General features: G+C 56.3%; 16 protein-coding genes and 1 tRNA gene. 12 read left to right on the top strand and 5 right to left on the bottom strand.

The features are described 5' to 3' along the window. Positions 1–218 precede the first annotated feature (218 nt). The 10 genes from N2A98_RS01635 to N2A98_RS01590 all read left to right on the top strand — a co-directional run bounded on the left by N2A98_RS01635 (position 219) and on the right by N2A98_RS01590 (position 8,479). A tRNA-Thr gene (locus tag N2A98_RS01635) sits at positions 219–294 on the top strand. A gap of 361 nt (positions 295–655) precedes the next feature. Continuing rightward, a complete protein-coding gene (locus N2A98_RS01630; protein ID WP_275622942.1) occupies positions 656–1,576 on the top strand; it encodes a LysR family transcriptional regulator in 921 nt (306 codons plus the stop codon). A 287-nt stretch (positions 1,577–1,863) separates the two neighbouring features. Next, complete coding sequence (locus N2A98_RS01625; protein WP_044270588.1) at positions 1,864–2,889, top strand: nucleoid-structuring protein H-NS; 1,026 nt, start codon at positions 1,864–1,866, stop codon at positions 2,887–2,889. Beyond that, the gene (locus tag N2A98_RS01620) at positions 2,886–4,076 is read left to right on the top strand and encodes an isocitrate/isopropylmalate dehydrogenase family protein (RefSeq protein ID WP_078802322.1); all 1,191 of its coding nucleotides are present in this window, start codon (positions 2,886–2,888) and stop codon (positions 4,074–4,076) included. The genes N2A98_RS01625 and N2A98_RS01620 overlap by 4 nt, the downstream gene beginning before the upstream one ends. Next, positions 4,060–4,773: an RraA family protein gene (locus tag N2A98_RS01615; protein WP_078802321.1), complete on the top strand. Its 714-nt coding sequence runs from the start codon at positions 4,060–4,062 to the stop codon at positions 4,771–4,773. The genes N2A98_RS01620 and N2A98_RS01615 overlap by 17 nt, the downstream gene beginning before the upstream one ends. Before the next feature lie 104 nt (positions 4,774–4,877). Beyond that, positions 4,878–5,333 carry a flavin reductase family protein gene (locus N2A98_RS01610; RefSeq protein ID WP_223816913.1) on the top strand — a complete coding sequence of 152 codons (456 nt, stop codon included), beginning with the start codon at positions 4,878–4,880 and terminating at the stop codon, positions 5,331–5,333. Between the two features lie 30 nt (positions 5,334–5,363). Then, positions 5,364–5,726, top strand: a complete 363-nt coding sequence (locus tag N2A98_RS01605) for a hypothetical protein (RefSeq protein WP_003187739.1) — start codon at positions 5,364–5,366, stop codon at positions 5,724–5,726. 73 nt (positions 5,727–5,799) lie between these two features. Next, on the top strand, positions 5,800–6,771 hold the full coding sequence (locus N2A98_RS01600; protein ID WP_275622941.1) for a nitronate monooxygenase: 972 nt from the start codon (positions 5,800–5,802) through the stop codon (positions 6,769–6,771). 68 nt (positions 6,772–6,839) lie between these two features. After that, entirely contained in the window at positions 6,840–7,613 is a 774-nt protein-coding gene (locus tag N2A98_RS01595) for a hypothetical protein (RefSeq protein WP_125969364.1), read from the top strand. After that, positions 7,610–8,479, top strand: a complete 870-nt coding sequence (locus N2A98_RS01590; RefSeq protein WP_044270579.1) for a DUF6282 family protein — start codon at positions 7,610–7,612, stop codon at positions 8,477–8,479. Before N2A98_RS01595 ends, N2A98_RS01590 begins: the two co-directional genes overlap by 4 nt. 43 nt (positions 8,480–8,522) lie before the next feature. Here the strand turns inward: N2A98_RS01590 and N2A98_RS01585 are convergent, their stop codons facing one another. The 4 genes from N2A98_RS01585 to N2A98_RS01570 are packed head-to-tail and all read right to left on the bottom strand — an operon-like array spanning position 8,523 to position 13,504. Next, the gene (locus tag N2A98_RS01585) at positions 8,523–9,713 is read right to left on the bottom strand and encodes an LLM class flavin-dependent oxidoreductase (RefSeq protein WP_003187734.1); all 1,191 of its coding nucleotides are present in this window, start codon (positions 9,711–9,713) and stop codon (positions 8,523–8,525) included. Positions 9,714–9,730: 17 nt separating this feature from the next. After that, positions 9,731–10,969, bottom strand: coding sequence for an MFS transporter (locus N2A98_RS01580; RefSeq protein WP_275622940.1), 1,239 nt, complete (start codon positions 10,967–10,969; stop codon positions 9,731–9,733). Next, positions 10,962–11,936, bottom strand: a complete 975-nt coding sequence (locus N2A98_RS01575) for an LLM class oxidoreductase (protein WP_047712359.1) — start codon at positions 11,934–11,936, stop codon at positions 10,962–10,964. Before N2A98_RS01575 ends, N2A98_RS01580 begins: the two co-directional genes overlap by 8 nt. A gap of 8 nt (positions 11,937–11,944) precedes the next feature. Further along, positions 11,945–13,504, bottom strand: coding sequence for an MFS transporter (locus tag N2A98_RS01570; RefSeq protein WP_044270572.1), 1,560 nt, complete (start codon positions 13,502–13,504; stop codon positions 11,945–11,947). Positions 13,505–13,663: 159 nt separating this feature from the next. On the opposite strand from N2A98_RS01570, the gene N2A98_RS01565 reads away from it, so the two are divergent. Further along, a complete protein-coding gene (locus N2A98_RS01565; RefSeq protein ID WP_047712358.1) occupies positions 13,664–14,563 on the top strand; it encodes a LysR substrate-binding domain-containing protein in 900 nt (299 codons plus the stop codon). Between the two features lie 114 nt (positions 14,564–14,677). Here the strand turns inward: N2A98_RS01565 and N2A98_RS01560 are convergent, their stop codons facing one another. Continuing rightward, on the bottom strand, positions 14,678–15,994 hold the full coding sequence (locus N2A98_RS01560; protein WP_044270569.1) for an OprD family porin: 1,317 nt from the start codon (positions 15,992–15,994) through the stop codon (positions 14,678–14,680). Between the two features lie 408 nt (positions 15,995–16,402). Here N2A98_RS01560 and N2A98_RS01555 point away from each other — a divergent pair, with 408 nt between their 5' ends. Then, on the top strand, positions 16,403–18,478 hold the full coding sequence (locus N2A98_RS01555) for a TonB-dependent siderophore receptor (protein WP_275622939.1): 2,076 nt from the start codon (positions 16,403–16,405) through the stop codon (positions 18,476–18,478). The last annotated feature ends 114 nt before the right edge of the window (positions 18,479–18,592 follow it).

Below are 18,592 nucleotides of genomic sequence, written 5' to 3'. Positions count from 1 at the left end.
CGAGTATCAGGTTAGGAGGGAGGTCTGCCCAAGCGATGCTTGAACCTATCGGCGTTCGTCTGCTGCCTGGAGCTGGACCCGAACTATGCAAGTCCTTTTCAACCTGTGAAAACACAGGGAAAACGCCCTAATCGAGAGAAACTTCCGATTTTGCAAAAATAGTCAGAATTCAGGGGTTTACAGAACCTTTCCAATCGCTATAATCGTCGCCCTAACACGCCGGTATAGCTCAGTTGGTAGAGCAACTGACTTGTAATCAGTAGGTCCCGGGTTCGACTCCTGGTGCCGGCACCATATCTCGAAGCCCCGCAATGCGGGGCTTTGTGGTTTCTGCGGTTTGGAAATTAAGCACTACACTTCAGCGCACTCCGATGACGCGGTAACCTCCTATCGCCGCTCGACAGCTGCCAATTGCATCGCCCCCCCTACCAGAAAAACACAACGCGAGTCACCAAAATATCGGACAGTTTTGTCCTTTGTGATCTGACATTTGCGACGCACATAGACCCTGCGCAAACACATAACATCGATGCGATTCAGTTTCCACATTGGATCCAATAGGACTTATCCAGCATTGAGCCTGACTGGATAATTACTACGCCGTCGGTTGTGCCCGACATTTTTTACCGTTGCTATTGATATAAGGAAATATTAAATGAATATAGCATCCAGGAATAGAATCGCGTCGAATGCAGAGCCAGCTATATCCTGTCAAACAGCACATTTAAACTGGGAAGACCTTCGTTACTTCGTGGCGTTCTCCCAAGTGAACTCCTTGAGTGGAGCGGCGCGTGTCTTGGGCGTCGAGCATGCTACCGTGTCTCGACGTATCGCGGCGCTAGAAAAATCACTCAGCGTAAAATTAGTTGATCGTAGAAAGCGCCTGTACGAACTTACAACGGTCGGGCGCAAACTCGCAGACCTGGGAAAACAGATCGAGACTCAAACGGAGGCGATTGAACGCCTGGCTGTCGCGGCCGCGCAAACCCAGCAAGTTGTCGAGGTGACGGTCAGCGCCCCGCCTTCCGTTACCTCCGAGAAACTGATACCCAGCCTGGGACGTTTCCGGTCAACGCATCCGAACATAGTTTTGCGTCTTCTAGGCGATAGCCAATATTCGTCTCTGTCCAAGTGCCAGACACATCTGTGCATTCGCTTCGCCAAGCCTCGCCAAATTGGAATTGTCGCGCGCCGGATAGGTTCGGCCTCCTTTTCATTCTATGGCGCCAAGGCCTATCTGCAAGACCGTTCTCCGGAGCAATATGAGTTCATCGGCTACGAAGCCGAAGCCATGACCCTTCCTCAAAATGACTGGCTAAAAAAAATTGTCGGGGATCGTCCATGCGTCCTCAAAGCAAAAACGGTCGAGCTGCAGGTTCGGGCAGCCGAGGCCGGCGTGGGCATTGCGCTGCTGCCCAGCTTCGCAGTGCAAAATAGCTCACAGCTTTGCCGGCTTGAGCTTGCAGACCCGTTGATGGTGGACGTCTGGCTAGGGGTGCACGAGGACTTCCGTGCGATCCCCTCCATCCAGGCCGCCATGAATTACGTTGAGGCCTGCTTCCACGACAATGATTAAAGGCAACAAACTGATCAAGCGCCCTGTGTCAGTCGGCATTGATCCAGTATGGGAAAAAATTCACAGGCACCGGTGATTAACGCACGTTTACAAAACTATACGTATTGACGAGGATCAATACCGAACACCTCAACAGGTGTTTGCAAGACCGAACTGCAATGAGTTTCGGCTGGCTCTATATACCCAACGAAGGTCACCCCCTACAAAAAAAATAAAGGGGGGATTAACTACCTTCGGTCAAATGTGTGCCCACCTCTTAACTGCCATCAACCGCAGGAGAAATTATCATGGGGAAAGTAAAAGTTGTGGACGTCACGCTGCGTGACGGAGGATATCGCAATAATTTCAACTTCACGGACGAACAGGCCCTGGTAATAACATCAAGCTTGGCAGAGGCCGGGATTAATGTATGTGAAGTTGGTTATTGCAGGGGGTCGTTCGCGCCCAACGTTGAGCATGGACTGACAAGCAATATAAATGCTGAATTTATCGAGCGCGTTCGCCGGGCTGGCGGTGGCCGAATCGAGCTTGCGGTGATGGTCCACCCTAAAAACGTGGGTAACGAGGATTTCGCCATGCTCAAGGAGCAGGGCGTCTCGATGATCCGAGTCTGCTTACGCCGAGAGCAGTTGACCGAAGGGCTTGCCACTCTTTCACTCGCTCGCGATTACGGTTTCAGCGTTAGTGCAAATGTCACCCATGTGACCGCACAAACGCTCAGTGCCGTCATTGACACCTCGGTGCGCGCTGAGGGCGCTGGTGCAGACATCATCTGTTTCGCAGACTCTAATGGGCACATGCTCCCAAGCGATGTCGATCGACTGATCAGTCGCCTCTCCAACCGACTGGCAGTGCCATTGGGTTTCCACGCCCATAACAATCTTTCAATGGCTCTGGCTAACGCAGCCGCTGCCATCGAATCGGGCGCCGAGTACATCGACACGTCCATCTGTGGGATGGGGAAAGGGGCCGGCAACTTGCACTTGAGCATGCTCGTCGCCTATCTCGAGCGCATTGGCACTAATCATGGATTTGACCTCGTCAAGGTTCTTGAACTTTCGAACCTGACCGCGGCGTCTATCCCATTCAACAACATCCCAAGCCCTCTGCTGGACATCATTATGGGGGCGTACAACTTCCCGTTCGACAGTACAAAACGCATGCGAGAAACCGTCGAGCGCTTTCAACTGACGTCCGAGTATCGTGCTCTTGAAATCATGCATCAACAGGATCAGGTCGCACGCCTTGCACCCAGAGCCATCGCGAATGTTTACGGTCGCGACACCATGACCGCACAGGAGATAGCTGGATGAGCGACTACCTGACACGCAAGCGTATTTGTGTGCTTCCCGGTGACGGTATTGGCATCGAAGTCATGGAGGCCGCACTGCCAGTCCTTAAGGCCTTGAACCTGCCGTTCGATCTCGAGTTCGGGGACATCGGTTGGGAATGCTGGAAGCGGGAGGGCAATACCGTTCCGGATGAAACCTGGGAAAAGATCAATCAGTGCGACGCCACCTTGTTAGGCGCCATCACTAGCAAACCCCTTGCCGAAACAGAAGCAGAGCTGCCCCCTCATCTTCAGGGGCAGAACCGCCGCTATGTAAGCCCGGTGATCCAGCTAAGGCAAAACCTGGATCTTTACGCAAACGTGCGGCCGGTCACTGACATCACGGGCGAAAATCGATTCCGTTTTGTCGTCATCCGGGAAAACACTGAAGGGCTGTACGCCGGTCTGGATTATGGACGGATACCTGATCAATTCCTGCCCTTGCTGCAAGAGCGGGAAGCATTGGGCGCGCCATGGCGTCGTGAAGGGCAGGAGGACGCGACCATTTCCGTGCGCCTACAAACGCGCAGCGGGCTTGAGCGCATCTTCGAATACGCATTTGACTATGCGTCCCGGCATGGATTCGACCGAGTCACCTTCGTAGACAAACCCATGGTACTTCGTCACAGCAGCGCTTTCACTCGAGGTGTATTTGAAAGTGTCGCCCAGCGATACCCCGGCATTGAAGGCGTAATCGAGAACGTGGACGCAGTAGCGCTTTGGATGGTGCAACGCCCGGAGCGTTTCTCCGTTGTAGTGGCTGAGAATATGTTCGGCGATATCCTTTCTGATCTCGGCGCAGGCGTCATGGGTGGCCTGGGTTTCGCCCCGAGTGGGAACTTCGGAAAGCTGGGCGCATATTTCGAGCCGGTTCACGGCAGCGCTCCGGCCCATGCAGGGCTCAACAAAGCCAATCCCAGCGCGATGTTCATGACCATCGCTCTGATGCTCGAGCATCTGGGTTATCCGCAGGAAGCACACTACGTGACGGCGGCGGTCAGCCGGGTGGCGCGTTCAAGCGTGCGCACCTATGACATGGGGGGTTCGCACTCCACCGCGCAGGTTGGCGAAGCCATTATTGGAGAATGCGTTTCCATGGCCGCGCTGAACTGGGCACAACCTTGCGTTTCAACCTCACCCCAGGGAGCAACACATGCCCAAGCTCTTTGAATCGGTCCAACTCTCTCAAGCATTGCTGGACGAATGCGAACAATTGGATACCGCGTCACTGTCCGATGCCCTGGACAGCCTTGGCGTTTCTGGCGGCCTTCTGGGCATCACCACCCAAGTTCCTGGTAGTCGCTGCGTGGGCATTGCTTTTACCGTGCAGTATGAGCCGGTCGGAGATTCTCATGGGTTCAAAAATGCGGCCAATTATATTGATCAGGTCCCGCCTGGAGCCGTGATCGTCAGCTCCAATGCGGGGCGCCAAGACTGCACGGTATGGGGCGATATCATGACGCACTTCGCCGTGGCCAGAGGCATAAAAGGCACTGTAATTGATGGAGTGGCCAGGGACATCGATACCGTCGTCAAGCTGGGGTATCCCCTGTTCAGCCGCGGACGGTTCATGCAGTCCGCAAAAAACCGGACTCAGCTCAAAGCGGTGCAGGTCTCGCTTGAGATCGGTGGCGTCACCGTCAATCCTGGAGACCTGCTGGTCTGCGATGGCAGCGGCTGCCTTGTCATTGCGCAGCATATAGCGGCCGAAGTTATTCGCCGTGCGCGTGCCGTAGAACACACCGAACGCCAGATTATCGGAGCGATAACCGCGGGGGCCTCATTAGAGCAGGCTCGCAAGACCTACCGCTACGACCAGCCTTGGTTGGGTGCTGCTCAGAAGGTAGAAGCGGAGTTAGCCCAATGAGCCTTTCGCATGAGCTATCCGCCAGCGCCAGGGTCTTGAGCGCGCCGTTGAAACCGCACTGCTTCACAGACAAGGGTTCAGTCACTCAAGAGTTCAAGAAAGCGATGCGTCGCCTGACCTCCACGGTCACTCTTATTGCGACTGAACATGAGGGTGCACCTTTTGGGATGGCTGCAACCGCCGTAACGTCGGTGTGTACAGACCCTTCCTCCATCCTTGTCTGCATTAATCACGGGGCAAGCATGTACAGGCCTCTGATTGGTCATGGAAGGTTTTCGGTGAACTTGCTTCGGGTTGGCCAAGAGGACTTGGTGAAGGTTTTTGGTGGCGCAGTCACCGGCCCTGCCCGGTTCGAGACAGCCGACTGGCAACACTCCAACGGCCTACCGTATCTGCCCAGTGCCCAGGCTTCTCTTTTCTGCACCGTTGCCCAACGCATGAGCCATGGAACCCACGAAATAATCATCGGTCACGTCGACGACCTTGTCGTGGCGCAAGACATCACTCCACTGCTCTGGCAGGACGGGAAACCCACAGGCTCCATACCTGTAATGCCTTGAACACTCGTTTTTCACTATTGGAAGATAATCATGAAAATGGAATTGTTTGATCCTCAATCTGTTTCGGATGACACCGCGATTTATCTCGTGAATGTGGTGCATGTTGAAGAAGGCGCGCAGGACCTTGCAGTGGAAATACTGGAGGACACGGTCAACTATGTTGCGCGAACGTACAGTGCCTTTCAGTGGAGCCGTTTGATGAAGAGCACAGACGGCAAGACGGTCATCAACCAGGCTCAGTGGAGCGATCGTGGGCAGTTCGAATCGCTTTTCATCGACGAAGAGTTTTTATCACGTTATTCGCGCTTGAAAGAAACCGGTACCTGGGAATATCACTTGTACACCGTCGCCACCTACATCACCCCTGCCACCGCCCGCGAAACTGTCGGCTAACTGCAATCGCATGCGCAGCGCTTGGCGCTGCGCAATACCCAAGCCTATTCAATATTCGATCAAGGAAGAAGTTATGGCCGCAATCCGTTCAGCATTGACAACCTTCTTGGGCATCCAGCACCCACTGGTCCTCGCACCGATGGGAGGTGCATCAGGAGGACACCTGGCAGCCGCCGTTTCAAACGCAGGGGGGCTAGGCCTGGTGGGAGCAAGCTACGGAGATCCTGACTGGATGGTTCAACAGTTGTCGCTCATGCAGGATTTGGACAAGCCCTGGGGCGTCGGGCTGGTCATGTTCACGGTGGCGAAACGTTTCGAGCTACTGCATTTGGCACTGGAGTTCGGCCCGCAGGTTGTAGCGCTGTCCTTTGGTGACGCTCGTCCATTTATCGAGCCCATTCATCAAGCGAACGCCAAAGTCATCGTGCAAGTACATGACGTTGACCAGGCGTTATACGCACTCGACGCCGGTGCCGATGCACTGATCGTGCAGGGTGCAGAAGCTGGGGGGCACAGCTTGCGCAGATCCTCCATGCCTTTGTTCCCGGCAGTTCGCGATGCCGTGGGCGAGAGCGTAATCCTGATCGGAACAGGTGGGATAGCTGATGGCCGAGGAATGGCCGCCGCCATGGCACTCGGAATGGATGGGGTAATGATGGGAACGCGATTCCTGGCCTGCGACGAAGCGCTTCCCTCTGACCGTGTGAAAAACAGGCTGCTCCACGCCGTCGCAAGCGACACTGTCAGAACTCGCATCTTTGATGATGTGCGCGGAATATCTTGGCCCGCAGAGTACAGCGGTCGGGCGATCGCGAACCAGTTTTCCGAGTCGTGGGTTGGTAACGAGCAGGCGTTCTCGCTGGCCCTTGATGAGTTGCGGCCCCAGTACGAACGGGCACTGGCAGCAGACGACGTAGGAACTAAAGCGATCTGGGCAGGCGAGGTGGCCGATCTGATCAAGGACGTACAGCCGGCACGCTCGATAGTCGAGGCCACTCTCAAGGGCTATGCCGATACGGTCGCCAAGCTGGGACGCACCCTCTAAACGGACTCACGGGGCACAATCAGCCTGCTTGTAAAAGTAGGCTTTGTTATTTCTGCAGGAGCGAAACAATGAACCAGGACGTGCAATTCAAAGTGTATGGGCAAGGAAAACAGTGCGTTTTTGTACTTTCACCCGTCATGCCCACATGGGACGAGGGCGCCTTTATCGCGCCGCTGACAGGTCATTTTCTCAGCGCAGGCTATCGGGTGGTGGTGTTTGATTCGCTCTCGATACCCGTTGCCTGCGGTGAGACGCTGAACACTTTCAGTGAGCGTTGGGCTGAGTTGCTGCAACCCTGGGGCGTACCCGACGTGCTTGTCGGTGTCGCGTTGGGCGGCGCGCTGGCGCTGGAACTGGTGCATACCTCCTCGCTTGCGTCAACGGCAGCTTTGTTGCTGCTCTCTTCCCCAGCCAAAGCCGACGCTATATTGGATGCCAGGCTTGGAAGAATGGCGGAACTTGCACAGCTTGGCCACGTTGAAGAGGCCAAGCGTCTGCTGGATGCACTCGTCCTACCCGAAGGCAAACACCCCCAGCAAAGTCCAGAAACCCAAAACAGTGTTCATCTTGAAATACAGGGGCAGCGCCTCTCAGGTGGTTTTGGGTTGTTAGCCGGTATCGATCTCAGTCACAGTCTGCTGGCATACCAAGGAAGGGTTCTGAGCGTTTTTGGCGAGCGCTCCCAACTTGTCAACCAACCGCACGTGGTACGCACCTCTGGAACCCACCAACGCACACTGTGCATAAGAGCGGGAGGCATGCGGCCGTTGGCTGACGATCTCGATTCGGTTGTGAACGCTATCGACACTTTTCTTATACCTCGCTCGGAACACGCGGCATGAACGCGCTCAAAGATACCAGCCATTCCCCGAACTTTATCGACCTGCACTACCACGCGAACCCGGACGCGTTCGTTCGCCGCCACGGCGCAATAGATGCCGGAAAACTGTACGCAGCGGCCAACGGCCGGGTGGTATTGAAAAACCACTTGGGCTGCACTGCCGCACAGGCCTGGGAAGCACGCTCACAGGGTTTCCCTGTCAGTGGTTCCTTGGTTTTGAATGAGATTGCAGGCGGTGTGGACTTCAGGGTGGTGGAGCGAAGCCTATGTATGCGCGGCGACGAACCGGGACGCTTCATTGTGCACTTCCCGACGGTGACAGGACGAAAGCACACCAGTACCCTCGCGCGAAATGTCAGCCATCCATTGTTGGTAAGTAAACCCATCAAGCCTCTGCGCGTCACAACAGACGCCGGGCGCTTGACGCCCCAGGCCCTGGACATACTCAAGATGGCGTGTGATTACCCCCTGGTCATTTCTACCGGCCACGCTGACGCTCGCGAGGTACGTGCTCTGGTAGATGAATCTGTTCGATTAGGCGTGCCGCGCCTGATGCTCAACCAGCCGGCCAATCCATTGACTGATTTGAAGGCTGCCGAGCTTTTGGAGATCGCCACGGCTCCTAACGTATTCATTGAGCAGACCGCACTCACCTATCTTTTAGGCTATCAACAAGAAGACGACTTTCGCGAGGTGCTATCGACCGTCCCCAATGTTGTCTACAGCTCGGATTTGGGCCAAACGAGCCAGATGGACGTCAACGACTGGCTCGAACAAAGCCAGCGGTGGTTTGATACGTTTGAGCTGGATAACGCTCGCCGCGTGCAAGTGACCCTTGCCAATCCGCAGAAAATGTTGGAGCTCTAAATGGGAGTTGGGCCCCCAGGTGCATTCGCCTGGGGGCCAGCGATCACACCATTTCCACAGCTTCGCGCGCCTCGTTGAGCACGGGCGATGCATCACTGAGGAACGGCTCGCGCAAACCTGCCGCTTCCATGAGCGGTTGAACGCCCGCTACGAAGTCCTTGATGCCTTGGTGGTAGTCCAACCAGGTGAGCGCAATGCCATCAATGCCCCAGTCTGAATATTTCTTGAAGAGCTCTACAATCTGTTCTGGCGTGCCCACTAACGGTACGCCGGCAAAACCGGCCTTGAAGTGGAAACGGAACCGAACCGCATCCTCGGGAGTGAAAATCCCGGTCTGAATGCCCAACTCGGTCGTGATGATGTCGCATCCTTCATCGTCGCCCATTTGGTTGGCGTAATAATCCAGGTACGCCTCGGCTTCTTCCTGAGTGTCTTTTTGAACAACGTAGCCATAGCACCAGATCTTGAGGTCTCTGCCGAACTCATTTTTGGCCAGATCCTTGTAGGACGCGATCTGTTCACGCACCGCCGCTTCGCCATCCAAGTGCTTGATGATCAAGAACGCCGCATCACAATGTTCTGCACAAAACCTTTTTCCACGTGGGGAGCCGCCAGCGTTGATGAGGTAGGGCTTGTTGAGTGGCTGTGGCTGGGAGATCGCGTCGCAGATCGTGAAGTACTCACCTTTGAAATCAAAAGGCGTCTGCTGCTGCCAGGCGTTCTGCGCGATGTGCAACCATTCCTCAGCGTAGTCATATCGCTTGTCGTGTTCCATCATGTGACCGCTGAACATCCTCATCTCAGCGCCGTACCAGCCACACAAAATATTCAGGCCAAATCGTCCGCCGCTGATGTGGTCAATCGTAACCGCCTGTTTGGCGGCAAACAGAGGGTGCACAGTGGGTAAGTGCGAGGTGGTGAACACTGCGATCTGATCGGTCAATGCGGCAATGCCCGCCGCCCAAGTGTAAGTTTCGTAACACACACCACCGGTGTTGTTGGCACCACCAAAGCCTTTCCAACGGCCTACCGGAATGAACGCTTCAAACCCTGCCCGGTCCGCGTCTTTTGCAATTTCCAGATTGCCCGCCCAGTCATCCCCGCGAATCCGCTCGGGCGCATTCGTCACCGTACAGCCGCCCTCGGTGTTCGTAGAAAATACCCCTAGTTGCATCTTGTTACGACTGACACGCATTGGATTAGGTTTTACAGGGGTGGACTTTGTCGTGCGCATGATGACCTCCCAGGTCGTCAGTAGTGGTGAACTTCTTGCTTATTTCTCGCAACAAACCAGGCGGCGAGCAGGGCACAGCTAGCGAGCAGACCCGCCAGCGTATAAGCGCCGAAGGCCAAGTCAGTTCGATCGATCAGGAAACCTGTTGCTACAGGCAGCAGACCTGCAGGGACATAGCCCCCCATATTGAGCAATGCGTTAGCCTGCGCTCGCTTGTTGTCCGATATCCTTAACGCGATTAACGTCAATCCTCCCAACTGCCCCAGCCCCTGACCCGCACCCGCTAGCAAGGCGGCGATAATCAGGACGACGGGAGAGGAAATCGCTATCGCAGTGCAGATACCCAGCATCGAGAAGAAGGTCGCAGTGGCACTGAAATAGAAGATATGTTCCACAGTGCGTCGGCGCAGCGCCATCTGGACGACGAAAGCCGAGATGAACATTAGAAACGCAGTGGCTCCTGCCATCAGCGGCGTCTTGATGTTAAGCAGACTTGCCAATAGCGATGGCCCTAACGACAAGACAAATGAGGTCGCTGTAATACCAGGACCGAACAGCGCGATTCCTAACAGTATGTGAAGGCGATGATGTCGCTCGACCGAAGGGAACCTCCATTTTGCATGGCCTATTGGCTGGGCCTTATTGGCTTCGTCTGGCATCGTCCAGGCGATCAGGAAAGCGAGTGCAAGTATCCCTAGCTCCAAGGTAAACACCTTTTCGATCGGCTGACTTGCAAACGTGGCAAAGCTGCCAGCCAGCAAGGGCCCGAGACCTGCTCCCAGCACCATTGACATCGAGGCCACTAGCGAAGATAACCTTCGCCGCGGTAGACCTCCTTGATCCACCACACTTGCCATCCCCGCCGAGACAATGATCCCTACGGCAATACCTGTAAGCAGCCTTGCGAACAGCAAACTCTCCACCGATTCGGCGGACTTGAATAACCATGCAGCCGACATCGCGCAGACCAGGCCCGGCAGGAGTACCACCCTGCGCCCGTAGCGGTCAGAGACTTGCCCGGCAACCAGCAAACTGAGCAATAGCCCCAGGATATAGGCCGCGAATATTAACGTGAGGGTCGAAGATGCAAACCCGAGTTGCCCCTGCCACACGACATAGAGCGGGGTCGCGGTATTGGACAGAATAAACACCGACACCACCATCCAACCCGCCAGCCACATACGTAGCGGACTGCGTGGGACAACCATGCTTTGATTCAACAAGTCCTGAGCTGACGGCGCGTTTTGTTCAGACAAGGTTTGCTCCCTGGGCTGGAAAATGCGGCAGCACATATTCTGCTAGCTCCTGTAAGACATCTTTGGCAGGACGACGTAACGGCTTCAGGTTCAATGCGACATGTGAAACACCTTGCGCTTGTTGTCGCTCCCACAAATCAATAAGCGCATTGCGTCCGGTGCTTATGCCTCGCCCCACCTTCAACGGAGCGTCGGGATTTTCTTCCAGATTGAAGAATGTCGCATAACCATATGGCTTGAACGTTCCTGGCGCAGAACAAGACCTCCACTGCTCAATCAAATTGGGCAGGCTGCCAAAGTCACTCTGGTGCCAGAGCCATCCATCCATATTCGACGCCAACCACTTCATGTCTTGACCACAACGGCCAACGGCAAGCATCGGCATTGCCGTAGACCAGGGCTTTGGAAGCAAATCCAGGGTGCCGTCGAGCCTGCCATAGTGGCAAAACTCGTACGTGGGAAACGCCTGTTGGGTCGCTATACGCAGGACTTCGCAACCCTCCCTGAAACGCTGCGCACGATTGTCGAACTCCCGGCTGAACGCTGGGTATTCGCTGGGCCGATCACCCGTTGAGAGCCCAAGCAGAAAGCGCCCCTGCAGTAACACATCAAGGGTCGCGGCTTGCTTGGCAACCATCAAGGGATCGCGCAACGTCAACACCACGCCGGCAGTGCCGATGCAGATACGTTGAGTAACCACGCCTAAGTGAGCGGCGTACACCAGCGGATCGAACATCTGCCCCGCGTCCCCGAACTCCGGGTCCAGCAAGGGCACGTCGCGCAGCCATATCGCGGAGAAACCCGCGATGTCGGCTTGGCGCGCCAGATCAACATGATCCTGCATGGTCGGTGCCATGCGATCGGGATACCCTTCCAGCGGCGCGATCAGCCCAAACGTAAGATGGCCAGGCGCAAACACACGTGAAAACGCAGGGTGAGTTCGATTGGAATCGTCGCTCGTTTGCATCTGGCCAATCATTCGCCGTCACCCACGATCACCGGGCGGACTGCTTCCGCCGGTTGATGATCATGCGCGCTGACTCGACCCAGTGTTGCGTACACAGCAATGGCCGTCAGTACGCTACCAGCCCCAAGGATGAACAGCAGGTGCCGAAACCCTTTCGCATACTCGAGGCGCAACAGCTCCGACTGCCCTGGCAGCTGATTACCTGCGCTGTGCAGATCGCCGAGCGCTGCCCGGCTGGAGGCTCCCATAATCTGATCCACAGCAAAATGGGTAGCGGCGTCGAACAGCCCCCATTGAATGAACGTCGCCAGCAACGCACCGGCGATGGCGATCGCTATTCCGTCGGCGGACACACGAACAGCGTTGAAAATGCCAGTCGCCATTCCCGCACGTTCTTTCTCCACCACGCTGACGGCCATCCCATCCATCAACCCCCAAGGCAGGCCAATGCCGATACCGATCAGCGCCATGGGCATCACTGCATTGCTGGCACCACTATCGAGCACAACACCCAGCCAGAATAGCCCGGCAGCCACCAACACCAGCCCGACTGCCGAGAGCATCCCTGAGGTGTAGTGACGCGCGAGCTGGGCCGCTAGAAACGGTACAAACAACAACGGTGCAGCCAACGCAATCATCATTTTTCCGGTTTGCAGGGCACTGAGTCCATCGACCCCGATAAATCGCGCCGGCAGCATGATAATAAGCACGACAAAAAAGAACGCCGGGCTGGCTGCAAGAATCTGCACGCCTACGAATTTGGCTTGTTTGAACAATGAAAGGTCGAGCATCGGGCTACTGACACGACGCTCAATCGCCACGAAAATCATGAACAGAATGATCGCGCCAGCGACACAGCCCAACACGATGGGGCTGGCCCAACCATCCTCTGGCGCGAGAAGGACGCCATAGGTAAACAACGTCAATGCGGCCGTAAAGCTCAGAGCTCCCGGCCAATCCATACCGTTGTTAGCCGGATCTTTAGAGTCCGTCGCACTCACGCACACGAGCACGAAGCCCGCGATGCCTATCAATGCAGTCGCATGGAACGTCCACTTCCAACCAGCCGAGTCGACTAATACTCCCGCGGCCAGCGGGCCGAAGGCTAGCCCAATGCCGAACGTCGTACCGAGCAGACTGAATACTTTGGTGCGCTCTGCGCCGTGGAACACCTGGGCCAATGACGACATGGCGCCCGCGAACGCCGCTGCTCCGCCCAACCCCTGCACAAGGCGCAGGATGTCGATCTGCAAAACAGTCGAAGAAAAGGGAATAGCGACGGTAGACAACACGAAGATGACCAGGCCAACCAGCCATACCCGCTTGCGTCCATAGATATCCGTCAGGCTCCCCGCCGCCATCATGGCGCTGCCATAAGTGAGGATATAAGCGTTGACCACCCAACTGAGCTCTACAGCAGATCCACCCATGGCAGCACTGATGGAAGAAAGCACTACGGCTGGCCCGGTAAAGCAAAGCGGAATGAGTACGCCTGTGAGGCAAGCTGCGAAAAGCTGCAGCCACTTCAATAACGGGGGAGCCGTCTGAGCGCTGTGTGTTGAGTTCATCTGAATGGTTCCTTCATTGATATGCGCAGGTGTCGGTCCTTCGCGCACAGTTGTCTGCGGTGATCGGCCCATCCAAAGGTTAGGGCTTGCGTCTCCAAACAAAAACAGGCCTATAATCCGAACATATCGGACTCTGGTGTCCGCAGTGAGGGCCATCCGTTGGAGTCGCTTGGCAGCATTTCATTATTTGTATTGGTGGCTGAAACTCGAAGCTTTACCGAGGCAGGGAAACGATTGGGCATCTCTTCGTCGGGTGTCGGTAAAAGTATTGGTCGGCTGGAAGACAGGCTCGGGGTACGTCTTTTCCAGCGCAATACGCGAAGCATCGCCCTGACGCTGGAAGGCTCACTGTTTCTTGAACGCTGTCGACGAATACTTTCAGAGCTTGAAGCTGCAGAAATGGAGCTGAGCAACGCGCGTGAAAAACCGAGGGGCAAATTGCGAATCAGCCTGCCTCTCGTCAGCGGCCTCGTCATGCCGGCAATCATTCAGTTCATGCGCACCTACCCGGAAATAGAACTCGACATCGACTTTTCTGATCGCATGGTCGACGTTATCGAGGAAGGTTTTGACGCCGTGTTACGCACAGGCGAGCCCACTGACTCGCGGCTGATCTCTAAACGGCTGGGGGGCTTCCAGCTGCAGATTGTGGCGTCTGCAGCCTATCTCGCAGCGTATGGGGTACCCAAACGCCCAGCGGATCTGGCCATGCATTCATGCCTGCTGCACAAGTTTCCTTCGACGGGAAAAGTGGAACCTTGGCCTTTACGCGTTGCGGCTGGAGAGCCGGATTTCGAGCTGCCTCAAACAATGGTGTGCAACACGACTGAAGTGATTGTCGATGTGGCTCGTTCAGGTTTGGGCGTTGCCTGCCTGCCTGATTTCATGACGACCCAATCCATCAAGAACGGCGAATTGGTGCAAGTGCTGACGGACTATACGGTTCATACCGGAGTCTTTCGGCTTGTATGGCCTTCCAGCAAACACCTTTCACTGAGGCTGCGAGTCTTCATAGACTTTATGCACAGTCAGCTATTTAACAGCGCCGTGAACGAATAATAAGCGGGTGGCGTATGTGCACCTCCAGGTCGCCCGCTTAGCCGGCGAGCAATAAAAAACCCCGAACCAGTCGGGGTTTTTTATTGCCTGGCATCAGGCACGACATTCGATCAATTAGAAAACGTTGATCGGGTAGTCGGCGAACAGACGGATTTCGTTACCGCCTACGTTGTACTCGCTGGCGTTGTTGGAAACGCGCAACCACGAGGCGCGCGCACGCAGGCTCAGGTCTTTGGCTGGGCCGCTCTGTACCACGTACTTGAACTGGTTCCAGATTTCACGCTCGGTGCCATCGCCACGGTTGGTGCCGTCGTCGATGTTGGTACCGCGCACGTAGGCAATGTTGTAGGTCAGGCCCGGTACGCCGAAGGTGGCGAAGTCGATGCCGTAACCTGCTTGCCAGGAGCGCTCGTCCTTGCCGTTGAAGTCGGACCAGTAGGAGTTGGCCAGCAAGATGGTATTGCCGCCGTCGCCGATGCCGCCAGCGTTGCGGTAGCCGCCGTACAGGTAGCCGGTGTCACCGGTGCTACGCTGGTGAGCGATGGTGAAGCTGTGCGGGCCAACGGCCCAGGTAGCGCCCAGGCTCCAGATTTTGTTGTCGCGAGCGTCCGCGTCTTTTTGGTTTTCCAAGGCGAAGCTGCGATCCAGCTTGGTCTTGTAGCCATTGAAGTCAAACGTCAGCGACTGCTGCTGCGGCAAGGCCAGCACGTAGTTGACGTTGACGTATTGCTTCTTCAACACGTCCTGCATGTCGGAGGCATACAGCGCGGCCGATAGGCTTTCGGTGAATTTGTAGCTACCACCGATATAATCGATGCTTTTCAGGCGGCCGCTGTCGGTGCCTTCCATGCTCTTGCGCGCTTCTTTGGTGAAATGACCCGCGTCCAGTTGCAGACCGGCGATCTCTTTAGAGACGATCGAAGTACCGGTGTAGGTTTCCGACAACAGGCGAGAGTTGTCGTACTGCAGCACAGGCACAGCCGGGAACTGATCACCGTACTTGAGTACAGTGTTGGAAACGCGGAACTTCACGGCAGCGCCGCCTTTGGCCAGGTCGTGTGGTGCCGAGCCTGGGTTTGGCTTGCCGTTGTCATCAACAGTGCCGTTGCCCTGCTTGAAGAAGTCGATACCGCCGGCGCCAGCGCGACCTTTACCACCGTCCAGGCGGATAGCGTATTGGCCAATCACATCCACACCCACACCTACAGTGCCTTGGGTGAAGCCGGACTCGAACTTGCCGATGAAGCCTTGGCCCCATTCAGCTTTGTCCTGCTTGCCGTTTTTGTAGTCACGGCTGATGTAGGCGTTACGTGCTGCGATGTTCAGGTGGCTGTCTTCAACGAAACCCTTGGATTGCTCCTGGTCGTTTGCCATTGCTGTCGATGCGCTCAAAATCCCCAGAGCGATCAGACTCATCCGTTGCTTCAACATTTTCTTATATTCCTTATTACGGGTTGAGTACGCGCTGTGACACCAGGCTCCTGTTGCTTTTTCTGGTGTCGACTTTGCCGGCAAAAAGAAGGCCCGCGGACGACTGAACTGCCGCGGGCCTTTTTTTATTGGATTAGTCATGGTGGTGAGCCACAGGCGTTGGGCGCAATCCTATGCGGGCGTTGAACTATGTGTCAATTTCGTGAATCGTCTGTATTTAGGCGATATTCGTCTAAGCGGCGCGATGAAGCCCGGGGATGAAAGCCTGAAAAGCGCCTTGAATCCCCCTCGAAACACATTAAGTAACAAATCCGACAGGGTAGGCATCAGGGAATAGATAACGCGCGCAAATGCAAAGCATTACCATTCGCGCACAATTTTCCTGCCACATCATTTGGATACACTCCCATGCCTGCCCCTCGCCTGACGCCCCTCTCCCTAGGGCTCTCTGTTCTGCTGTCTGCCGGTTTTGCCGGTGCGGCCACGGTCTTGCCCGAAACCTCGATCAGTGTGGAAGCAGATGAAGACGACCCCCGGGTCAAGGAAACCAGCACCGCCACACGCACCGCGACGGCCGTTCGCTATGTGCCCCAGGCGATCGACTCAGTCAAAACCGAAAGCCTGCGTTCCTATGGCACCAACGACCTGGGCCAGGCCTTGAGCGGTATCCCCAACGTCAGCAGCGGCGCCGATACACGCTTCGACAGCCTGCGCATACGCGGCTTCGACGCCAGCAATGACTTCTATCTGGACGGTATTCGCGACGACAGCCAGTACGTGCGCGACCTGCATAACATCGAGCGTATCGAAGTGCTCAAGGGGCCGGCCGCCGTGCTTTACGGGCGAGGCGGCCAGGGCGGGATCGTCAACCGGGTGAGCAAAATGCCCACCCCAGGGCAAAAGTCCAGTATCGAAGCCCAAGGCGGCAGCAACGATTTGCGCAGCCTGTATGCCGACCTGAGCACCGACCCCACCGACAACATCAGCCTGCGCCTGAACATGGGCAACCAGGACAACAACAGCTTTCGCGATGGCGTCAGCGGCAACCGCCAGTTGTTCGCGCCGTCGATGAGCTGGCAGCTCACTCCAGAGCTGAACTGGCTGGTGCAATACGAATACAGCCGCTACAACCGCACCCCAGACCGTGGCATTCCGGGCGTCAACGGGCGCCCGGCGGATGTGAGCCGCAGCACCACTTACTTTGATCACGGCGATTACATCGACGATAAGTCTCAGTCCCTGCGCTCCAAACTCGCCTACGAGCTCAACGCCGACTGGCAACTGCACCACACCCTCGGCGTGTTCAAGCTAGACAGTGATTTCGACAATACCTACCAGACCGGCTATGAGCCGAAAACCAACACCGTCACCCGCCAACACTGGCAGCAGGACCTGACCACCCGCAACGTGTTCAACAACCTGGAGCTGGAAGGCGGTTTCGACACCTTTGGCCTGGAACACCGCCTGCTCACTGGTATCGAGCTGGGCAGCCAGCGCCGCGATCCGAAGCTGTACTCCGCTCGGGATGGCAAGACAGTGCCGAGCCTGGACCTCAACCAACCCAATCGCCGCCTGAGCCACACCGGGAGCATGCGACTGTCGAGTAACAACCACACCGAAGTCGAAAGCCGCGCCCTGTACGTGCAGGACCAACTGCGCCTGAATGACCAGTGGCAACTGCTGGGCGGACTGCGCTACGACCGTTTCGAAGTGGACACCACCAACAAGCTGCTCGACATCCAACAGAACGTGAAAAGCCACAGCACCAGCCCCCGCGTCGGCCTGGTGTGGACGCCTCTGGAGCACCACTCGTTCTATGCCTCGTGGAGCAAGACCTTCTCGCCAGCCGGCGGCGGCCTGATCGGCATCACGCCGAACGCCACCGGCAACGCCAACGACCTGAGCCCGGAGCTGACCAAGCAAAAGGAAATCGGCGTGAAGAGCGACTGGTTCGACGAGCGCCTGAGCACCACCCTGGCCGTGTACGAGCTGGAACTCTACAACCGCCGCACCACCGACCCGCTGGACCGTACCGTTACCCTGCTTACTGGCGAACAACGCTCACGCGGCGTGGAGCTGACCGCCACCGGCAAGATCGTCGATAACTGGTATGTGCGCGGCGGCGTGGGCCTGCAGGACGCCAAGGTCGAGAAAGACAACAATGGCTTTGAAGGCAAACGGATCAGCGATGTGGCCAAGCGCAACGCCAGCCTGTTTATCACCTGGAAACCAGAGATGGGCTGGTACGCAGAAACCGGTTTGACCCTGGTGGGTGATCGTTATGCCGACAACCTCAACACTGTGGTGTTGCCGGGTTATGGCCGCTGGGACGCGCTGGCCGGGTTCCGTCAGAAAGAATGGGACGTGCGGGCAGCACTGAACAATATCGCCGACAAAAACTACTACGCCTCGGCGACCAGTGCGGCGCAGATTCAACCGGGTGAGCCGCGAAGTCTGGTGGTTACTGGCACCTACAGCTTCTAATATTTCATCTGGAAAAATACAGTCCGTGTGGGAGCGGGCTTGCTCGCGAATGCGGTAGATCAGTCAGCATATCCGTCGCCTGACACATCATATTCGCGAGCAAGCCCGCTCCCA

Origin of the sequence: Pseudomonas sp. FJ2-5-13 (assembly GCF_029201605.1) — a bacterium.
Lineage (GTDB): Bacteria > Pseudomonadota > Gammaproteobacteria > Pseudomonadales > Pseudomonadaceae > Aquipseudomonas > Aquipseudomonas lactis.
This window is presented reverse-complemented; position numbering and strand designations above follow the sequence as displayed.

What these genes read in the sequence shown, in the direction of transcription:
- N2A98_RS01575 (WP_047712359.1), bottom strand. Translation starts at nt 11,936, where the DNA reads ATGCAAACGAGCGACGATTCCAATCGAACTCACCCTGCGTTTTCACGT.
- N2A98_RS01570 (WP_044270572.1), bottom strand. Translation starts at nt 13,504, where the DNA reads ATGAACTCAACACACAGCGCTCAGACGGCTCCCCCGTTATTGAAGTGG.
- N2A98_RS01595 (WP_125969364.1), top strand. Translation starts at nt 6,840, where the DNA reads ATGAACCAGGACGTGCAATTCAAAGTGTATGGGCAAGGAAAACAGTGC.
- N2A98_RS01585 (WP_003187734.1), bottom strand. Translation starts at nt 9,713, where the DNA reads ATGCGCACGACAAAGTCCACCCCTGTAAAACCTAATCCAATGCGTGTC.
- N2A98_RS01590 (WP_044270579.1), top strand. Translation starts at nt 7,610, where the DNA reads ATGAACGCGCTCAAAGATACCAGCCATTCCCCGAACTTTATCGACCTG.
- N2A98_RS01620 (WP_078802322.1), top strand. Translation starts at nt 2,886, where the DNA reads ATGAGCGACTACCTGACACGCAAGCGTATTTGTGTGCTTCCCGGTGAC.
- N2A98_RS01610 (WP_223816913.1), top strand. Translation starts at nt 4,878, where the DNA reads ATGCGTCGCCTGACCTCCACGGTCACTCTTATTGCGACTGAACATGAG.
- N2A98_RS01615 (WP_078802321.1), top strand. Translation starts at nt 4,060, where the DNA reads ATGCCCAAGCTCTTTGAATCGGTCCAACTCTCTCAAGCATTGCTGGAC.
- N2A98_RS01555 (WP_275622939.1), top strand. Translation starts at nt 16,403, where the DNA reads ATGCCTGCCCCTCGCCTGACGCCCCTCTCCCTAGGGCTCTCTGTTCTG.
- N2A98_RS01600 (WP_275622941.1), top strand. Translation starts at nt 5,800, where the DNA reads ATGGCCGCAATCCGTTCAGCATTGACAACCTTCTTGGGCATCCAGCAC.
- N2A98_RS01630 (WP_275622942.1), top strand. Translation starts at nt 656, where the DNA reads ATGAATATAGCATCCAGGAATAGAATCGCGTCGAATGCAGAGCCAGCT.
- N2A98_RS01625 (WP_044270588.1), top strand. Translation starts at nt 1,864, where the DNA reads ATGGGGAAAGTAAAAGTTGTGGACGTCACGCTGCGTGACGGAGGATAT.
- N2A98_RS01605 (WP_003187739.1), top strand. Translation starts at nt 5,364, where the DNA reads ATGAAAATGGAATTGTTTGATCCTCAATCTGTTTCGGATGACACCGCG.
- N2A98_RS01560 (WP_044270569.1), bottom strand. Translation starts at nt 15,994, where the DNA reads ATGTTGAAGCAACGGATGAGTCTGATCGCTCTGGGGATTTTGAGCGCA.